The organism is Pseudoduganella aquatica (assembly GCF_009857595.1).
GTDB classification, from domain to species: Bacteria; Pseudomonadota; Gammaproteobacteria; order Burkholderiales; family Burkholderiaceae_D; genus Rugamonas; species Rugamonas aquatica_A.
The window spans coordinates 37,772-44,427 of sequence record NZ_WWCU01000045.1; the positions used below are offsets into that span (position 1 = coordinate 37,772).

6 protein-coding genes and 1 pseudogene are annotated in these 6,656 nt (G+C 64.3%); 5 read left to right on the forward strand and 2 right to left on the reverse strand.

What is annotated here, in order from left to right; genetic code table 11:
- The first annotated feature begins 15 nt into the window (after positions 1–15).
- Positions 16–1,086 (forward strand): porin, encoded by a 1,071-nt coding sequence (locus GTP77_RS26160; protein ID WP_229202377.1) that lies wholly within the window; start codon positions 16–18, stop codon positions 1,084–1,086.
- A gap of 6 nt (positions 1,087–1,092) precedes the next feature.
- Here the strand turns inward: GTP77_RS26160 and GTP77_RS26165 are convergent, their stop codons facing one another.
- Positions 1,093–1,554 carry a methyl-accepting chemotaxis protein gene (locus GTP77_RS26165; protein ID WP_228893087.1) on the reverse strand — a complete coding sequence of 154 codons (462 nt, stop codon included), beginning with the start codon at positions 1,552–1,554 and terminating at the stop codon, positions 1,093–1,095.
- A gap of 65 nt (positions 1,555–1,619) precedes the next feature.
- Positions 1,620–2,342 (reverse strand): PEPxxWA-CTERM sorting domain-containing protein, encoded by a 723-nt coding sequence (locus GTP77_RS26170; RefSeq protein ID WP_161075090.1) that lies wholly within the window; start codon positions 2,340–2,342, stop codon positions 1,620–1,622.
- Positions 2,343–2,611: 269 nt separating this feature from the next.
- Here GTP77_RS26170 and GTP77_RS26175 point away from each other — a divergent pair, with 269 nt between their 5' ends.
- The 4 genes and pseudogenes from GTP77_RS26175 to GTP77_RS26190 all read left to right on the forward strand — a co-directional run.
- A complete protein-coding gene (locus GTP77_RS26175) occupies positions 2,612–3,103 on the forward strand; it encodes a dihydrofolate reductase (protein WP_161075091.1) in 492 nt (163 codons plus the stop codon).
- A gap of 42 nt (positions 3,104–3,145) precedes the next feature.
- Positions 3,146–3,763, forward strand: coding sequence for a DUF4337 domain-containing protein (locus tag GTP77_RS26180; RefSeq protein ID WP_161075092.1), 618 nt, complete (start codon positions 3,146–3,148; stop codon positions 3,761–3,763).
- A 158-nt stretch (positions 3,764–3,921) separates the two neighbouring features.
- Positions 3,922–6,177 carry an arginine/lysine/ornithine decarboxylase gene (locus tag GTP77_RS26185; protein WP_161075093.1) on the forward strand — a complete coding sequence of 752 codons (2,256 nt, stop codon included), beginning with the start codon at positions 3,922–3,924 and terminating at the stop codon, positions 6,175–6,177.
- A gap of 148 nt (positions 6,178–6,325) precedes the next feature.
- Positions 6,326–6,656: pseudogene (locus GTP77_RS26190) on the forward strand (hypothetical protein); the annotation flags it as partial.

A 6,656-nucleotide genomic window follows, 5' to 3' on the forward strand; every position in this document is an offset into this window, starting at 1 on the left:
ACCTGGAGACGAAAAATGAAGGCTTGGGCAATCGCGGCGATGGCCGCCGGCAGCGCCGCTTCCACGCAGGCGGCGGACAACGTAAGCATCTATGGCTTCCTGAAAGTGAACGTGGAAAGCGTGGCGGCCGGCGGTGCGCGGCAGCTGCGGGTATCGAACGACCTGTCTGTGCTGGGATTCCGGGGCACGGAAGATCTGGGCGGCGGCCTGCAAAGCTTCTACCAGATCGAGATGCCGGTGGCGGTGGATACCGGCGGCGGCGGCGACTTCACGCGCAACACGGCGGTGGGCCTGCGCGGCGGCTTCGGCCAGTTGCTGCTGGGGATATGGGAATCGCCCTACCGCTTTGTTTCCGTGTACGCGGTGGACCCGTTCACGGCGGGGATCTTCGCTTCCAACGCCATCATGGGCAACGGCTTCGCGACGGCGGCCAACGCTGTATCGCCGGCGTCCTTCGACCGCCGCCAGAAGAATCTGGTGCAGTACTCCACGCCGTCGTCGCAGGGCTGGAATGCGCGCCTCGCCGTCAGCGCGCGGGAGGAAAAGAGTGGCGGCAGCAATCCCGGCATGGAAGCGGGACTGGTGACATACGAGGACGAGAAGCTCTACCTGGCCTATGGCGTCGAGCGCCATCGCGACTACTTCGCCGCCGGCACGACAGACATAGGCCACAAGCTGGGCGCCGCCTACAGCATGGGCGGAACACGCTTGCGCGCCGCCTTCGAGCGCTTGCGCTACGAGCCGGCTCCGGGGCGCTACCTGAGCCGCAACGCCTGGCAACTGGCCGCCACGCATACCAGCGGCCCGCACATCTGGCGCGCTTCGCTGACACGCGCGTTGGATACCAGGGGCAATGCGGCCAGCGCCGTGGGCGGCGCCGGCAAGCCCGGCCCGGACACGGGCGCGGTGCAGTACACGGTGGGCTACGGCTATGCCTTATCGAAGCGCAGCGAACTGTGGGCCGCCTACACGCGCACGCGCAACGAAGCGCGCGCGGCCTACAACCTGTCAGCCAATCCGATACCTGGGCTGGCTGCGGGTCAGGACCCGTCCGGCGCGGGTATCGGCATCACCCACAAATTCTAGGCAGGATCAGAATTCCTCCCAGTCGCCGGTGGCGCCGTTTGCGACTGCGCGCCGCTTCTGGACCGGCCTCTCGGCTTTGGGCCTGGATGCCGCCGGTTTGACAGCCACGCCGGACAGCTTGCGCACCGGCGCGGGCGCTCTGGCGGCAGCAGCCGGACGGCTGGCATGGACGTGCACGCCATCAAGCTTGAAGACGCTGACCACGCGCGCCAGGCCCTGCGCCCGCTCGCTGAGCGAATCGGCGGCCGATGCGGCCTGCTCCACCAGCGCCACGTTCTGCTGCGTCAGGCCATCCATCTGCGTGATGGCGGAGTGGATCTGGTCCAGGCCGGCGGTCTGTTCCTGGCTGGCCTCGGTGATCTCGCTCATGATGTCGGTTACGCGCTGGATGCTGGTGACGATCTCCTGCATCGTGGCGCCGGCCTGGTCCACCAGCGGCAATAAACTACGGTGTTTGACATTGCGCAAAGCGGCGCAGGTGCGCAATGGCGCAATGGCGCAATGGCGCAATGGCGCAATGGCGATTATGTTGCTCAGCGCCTGCGCCGTTGCCGCCGGATTGCGGTGCCTACAATGCCCAGCCCCGCGACCAGCATGGCCCAGGTGCCCGGCTCGGGAACAGGAACGGCGTTGGCATAGACGTAAGTGCCGACGTTAAACCCACCCTTCGTCGGCTGACTGCCTGTGCGCACTTCAAAACGAATCGCGTCACTGCTGCTCTCGTCGCCGCCCGGATTGCCTGTTGAGATACTCCCGCCCAGGTTCCCCGCCCCATAGATGTGCGCCCCCATGAATGCCTCGGCGTAGCTGGCGTAGCCGTACTCGCCGTTCGTGCTGATGGCCAGGTCGGCGTTGAATACGGCCGCCGTGTAAGGCGTCAGTTCGAACTCCAGCACAAAGTGGTTGCTGTGCGCCGAGGTGTAGAAGCCGCGCACATCCAAGGTAATCTCGCTGCGGAAAGCATCGGGCGCGGCGGAACTGAAAGCGCTGCCAAACGGGTAATCGCGCTGCACCGCGCCATAGTCCGCCACTTGAGCGGTTTCCGGTCCATCGGGACCGAACACGCTGATGTAAGCGCCAATGGCCACGCCGTCCATCCGCATGGCCGGCGCGATGCCGTCCGTGGGGCTCAGGTCGATCAGCTGTATGCCGAATCCGCTCACACTGGCGCGCGCCGATACCGCGTGCACGGCGTTGGGTAACGCCATACCGGCCGCCACACAGAGCGCGCCTATCCATTTCAATGTGATCATCATGCCTCCTCAACGGTCAGTACGCTGTGCACCGGCTGGTACGGTGCCAGTTGCGTCAGCGGCGACGGGGTGAACGCCAAGTCCCGCAAGCCACTGGCCATGACGTCGTCACGGTATCCTCCAGTTCGTCGAGAAATGGGTGAAATCTGCATGATTAATTAAAACGCAAATTTATAAAATAAGCCATTTTTTTTCAATGGCGCGCGGCAAGCAGACGGCTTGTTGGCTGCCAGCTATAATGTCGGGCCAAGCAACATTGCCCACGAGCGCACATGACACTCTTGACCATCGTCGTCGCCACCGACGCCCAGCGCGGCATCGGCATCAACAACACGCTGCCGTGGAAGCTGCCGGAAGACATGGCGCATTTCAAGCGCCTGACCACGGGCCACCCCGTCATCATGGGCCGCAAGACCTACGAGTCGATCGGCCGGCCCCTGCCCAACCGCCGCAACATCGTCGTCACCCGCAGCGCCGAATGGCGCGCCGACGGCGTGGAGACGGCGCAGTCGCTGGAACAGGCGCGCGCGCTGGTACAGGACGCGGAGGAGGCCTTCATCATCGGCGGCGCCCAGATCTACGCCGAAGCGCTGGCCGCAGGCTTGGCGGACCAGGTGATCCAGACCGAAATCGGCCGGGCTTTCCAATGCGACGCCCATTTCCCGCCGCTGGGCGCAGAATGGCAGGAGCTGGAGCGCCAGCAGTACACCTCCGCCAACGGCCTGCCGTACGCCTTCGTCACCCTGCGGCGCCGGCCGCAGTAAGCCCTCATTCGTTATCTCAACAAAGCAGCAAAGGAACCATCAATGTCAGGACACGGTTTTCACGTCCACGGCCCGCACGACCACGCCGTGGAGCACGCCGCGCACAGCGCCGACAAATTCTCCGGCAATATCGCCGTCACCACGGCCATCCTGGCCACGGTAGGCGCGCTGTTCGGCTACCAGGGCGGCGCCACGCAGAACGAAGCGGCGCTGTACAAGAACAACGCCGCCATCGACAAGACCCAGGCCGCCAACAGCTGGAACTACTACCAGGCCAAGTCCAACAAGCAGAACCTGGCCGAGCTGGCCATGACGCTGCCGAACGTGGACCCGGAAAAATACAAGGCCGAAGTGGCGCGCTACCGCTCCGAGAAGGAAGACATCAAGAAGGACGCCGAGAAATGGGAAGCATCGTCGGCCGAATGGAACAAGAAATCCGACGCCGCGCTGCACCAGCACCACCAGTGGGCGCTGGCCACCACGGCCGAACAGATCGCCATTTCGCTGGCGGCGATCACCCTTCTGACGCACCGCCGCTGGCTGCTGTACACTGCGTACGCGGTGGCCGGCGCCGGGATCGCGCTGGGGCTGTTCGCGGCCCTGCACATCGATCCGATCGGCGCCCTGACGGGCAGCGGCGTAGCCGCTTTGCCCCATTAGAGCGCCACCAAGCACTGATATGAAAGACTATGCTGCCAGCAACGTAACTTTTTTCCCCGTTGGCGGCATTTTCTGCGAGAATCCCGTTCTTATTTTTTTTCGCCCAGCCCGCTCCGGCCATATTCGCCCGGGGCGGTTCTTCTTTTTGGAGACAAGTAATGAAATTTCGTTTCCCCATCGTCATCATTGACGAGGATTTCCGTTCCGAGAACACGTCTGGTTTAGGCATCCGCGCCCTGGCCGCGGCGATGGAAAAAGAAGGCATGGAAGTGCTGGGCGTAACCAGCTATGGCGACCTGTCCCAGTTCGCGCAGCAGCAATCGCGCGCCTCGGCCTTCGTGCTGTCCATCGACGACGAGGAATTCGGCGGCGGCACCGTGGAAGAAACCGACCACGCCCTGAAGTCGCTGCGCGCCTTCGTGGAAGAGATCCGCTACAAGAACTCGGACATTCCGATCTACCTGTACGGCGAAACCCGCACCTCGCGCCATATCCCGAACGATATCCTGCGCGAACTGCACGGCTTCATCCACATGTTCGAGGACACCCCGGAATTCGTGGCGCGCCACATCATCCGCGAAGCCAAGTCCTACCTGGACGGCCTGGCGCCGCCCTTCTTCCGCGCGCTGGTGCACTACGCCAACGACGGCTCCTACTCCTGGCACTGCCCCGGCCACTCCGGCGGCGTGGCTTTCCTGAAGTCGCCCATCGGCCAGATGTTCCACCAGTTCTTCGGCGAGAACATGCTGCGCGCCGACGTCTGCAACGCGGTGGAAGAACTGGGCCAGCTGCTGGACCACACCGGCCCCGTGGCCGCGTCCGAGCGCAATGCGGCGCGCATCTACAACGCCGACCACGCCTACTTCGTCACCAACGGCACGTCCACCTCGAACAAGATGGTGTGGCACTCGACCGTGGCGCCGGGCGACATCGTGGTGGTGGACCGCAACTGCCACAAATCGATCCTGCACTCCATCATCATGTGCGGCGCCATCCCCGTGTTCCTGATGCCGACCCGTAACCACCTCGGCATTATCGGCCCTATCCCGCTGGAAGAGTTCTCCATGGAGAGCATCCAGCGCAAGATCGACGCCAACCCGTTCGCGCGCGACGCCAAGAACAAGAAGCCGCGCATCCTGACCATCACCCAGTCGACCTACGACGGCGTGGTGTACAACGTCGAGACCCTGCGCGAAATGCTGGACGGTAAAATCGACACGCTGCACTTCGACGAAGCGTGGCTGCCGCACGCCACCTTCCACGATTTCTACAAGAATATGCACGCCATCGGCAAGGACCGTCCGCGCGCCAAGGAATCGATGATCTTCTCGACCCAGTCCACCCACAAGCTGCTGGCGGGCCTGTCGCAGGCCTCGCAGGTGCTGGTGCGCGAATCGGAGACGGTCAAGCTGGACCGGGACGCCTTCAACGAGGCCTACCTGATGCACACCTCCACCTCGCCGCAATACTCCATCATCGCCTCGTGCGACGTGGCGGCGGCCATGATGGAAGCGCCGGGCGGCACCGCGCTGGTGGAAGAATCCATCCTGGAAGCGCTGGACTTCCGCCGCGCCATGCGCAAGATCGACGAAGAGTGGGGCAAAGACTGGTGGTTCAAGGTCTGGGGTCCGAACGAGTTCGCCGAAGAAGGCATCGGCTCGCAGGCGGACTGGATCTTCACCGAGGAAAGCCAGGAATGGCACGGCTTCGGCAAGCTGGCGCCGGGCTTCAACATGCTGGACCCGATCAAGGCCACCATCGTCAACCCGGGCCTGTCGCTGGACGGCCAGTTCGGCGAAACCGGCATTCCGGCCTCCATCGTGACCAAGTACCTGGCAGAGCACGGCGTGATCGTGGAGAAGTGCGGCCTGTACTCCTTCTTCATCATGTTCACCATCGGCATCACCAAGGGCCGCTGGAACACGCTGCTGACCGCGCTGCAGCAGTTCAAGGACGACTACGACAAGAACATGCCGCTGTGGCGCATCCTGCCCGAGTTCTCGCAAGCGAACCCGCGCTACGAGCAGATGGGCCTGCGCGACCTGTGCCAGCAGATCCACGACTTCTACAAGGCCTACGACGTGGCGCGCCTGACCACGGAGATGTATCTGTCGGACATGATCCCGGCCATGAAGCCGTCGGACGCGTTCGCCAAGATGGCGCACCGCGAAATCGAGCGCGTGGCGATCGACGAGCTGGAAGGCCGCATCACCTCCATCCTGCTCACGCCGTATCCACCAGGCATTCCGCTGCTGATCCCTGGCGAGCGCTTCAACAAGACCATCGTGGACTATCTGCGCTTTGCACGCGACTTCAACGAGCGCTTCCCCGGCTTCGAGACCGACGTGCACGGCCTGGTCAAGCGCGAAGTGGATGGCAAGCGCGACTACTTCGTGGATTGCGTGAAGCAATAATCCTGCGTCCCGCCGCAGCGAAACGCCAGCCTCCGGGCTGGCGTTTTTTTTGCCCGTTGCTGTGCCTGCGCCGCGCACCTTTGCGGTGCATCAAGCGTAGCGGGCGCGTGCGGATCTATAGTGCTGCGTCACCCCTACACCTAAGGTCATGGAACGCCCGGACGCGCTCGCTGTATGGCTGCACCTGGTCGAACAGACCCGGCGGGAGGCTGGCCTGGCGATGGTGGATGAGCTTGCCAAGGCCGGCATCACCGCCAGCCTGGGCGACGCAAGCGCCGCCCCGCGCAACGCGCTGGGCGTGGTGCTGTTCGAGGCCTGGAGCGAGGGGCTGGCCGAGCTGCTGTCCGCGCTGTCGGCGCGCGCCACCCTGCTGGCCGTGTGCTGCGGCCCCGCCCTCAGCGCGGACGCCATGTGGGCCGCGCTGGCGGCGGGCGCGTCGGACCTGCTGCAGTGGCCCGCCGGTGGTGCGGCGGCCGACG

Excerpts from the sequence above, each read along its gene's own strand:
- GTP77_RS26160 (WP_229202377.1), top strand. The coding sequence starts at position 16 with ATGAAGGCTTGGGCAATCGCGGCGATGGCCGCCGGCAGCGCCGCTTCC.
- GTP77_RS26170 (WP_161075090.1), bottom strand. The coding sequence starts at position 2,342 with ATGATGATCACATTGAAATGGATAGGCGCGCTCTGTGTGGCGGCCGGT.
- GTP77_RS26175 (WP_161075091.1), top strand. The coding sequence starts at position 2,612 with ATGACACTCTTGACCATCGTCGTCGCCACCGACGCCCAGCGCGGCATC.
- GTP77_RS26180 (WP_161075092.1), top strand. The coding sequence starts at position 3,146 with ATGTCAGGACACGGTTTTCACGTCCACGGCCCGCACGACCACGCCGTG.
- GTP77_RS26185 (WP_161075093.1), top strand. The coding sequence starts at position 3,922 with ATGAAATTTCGTTTCCCCATCGTCATCATTGACGAGGATTTCCGTTCC.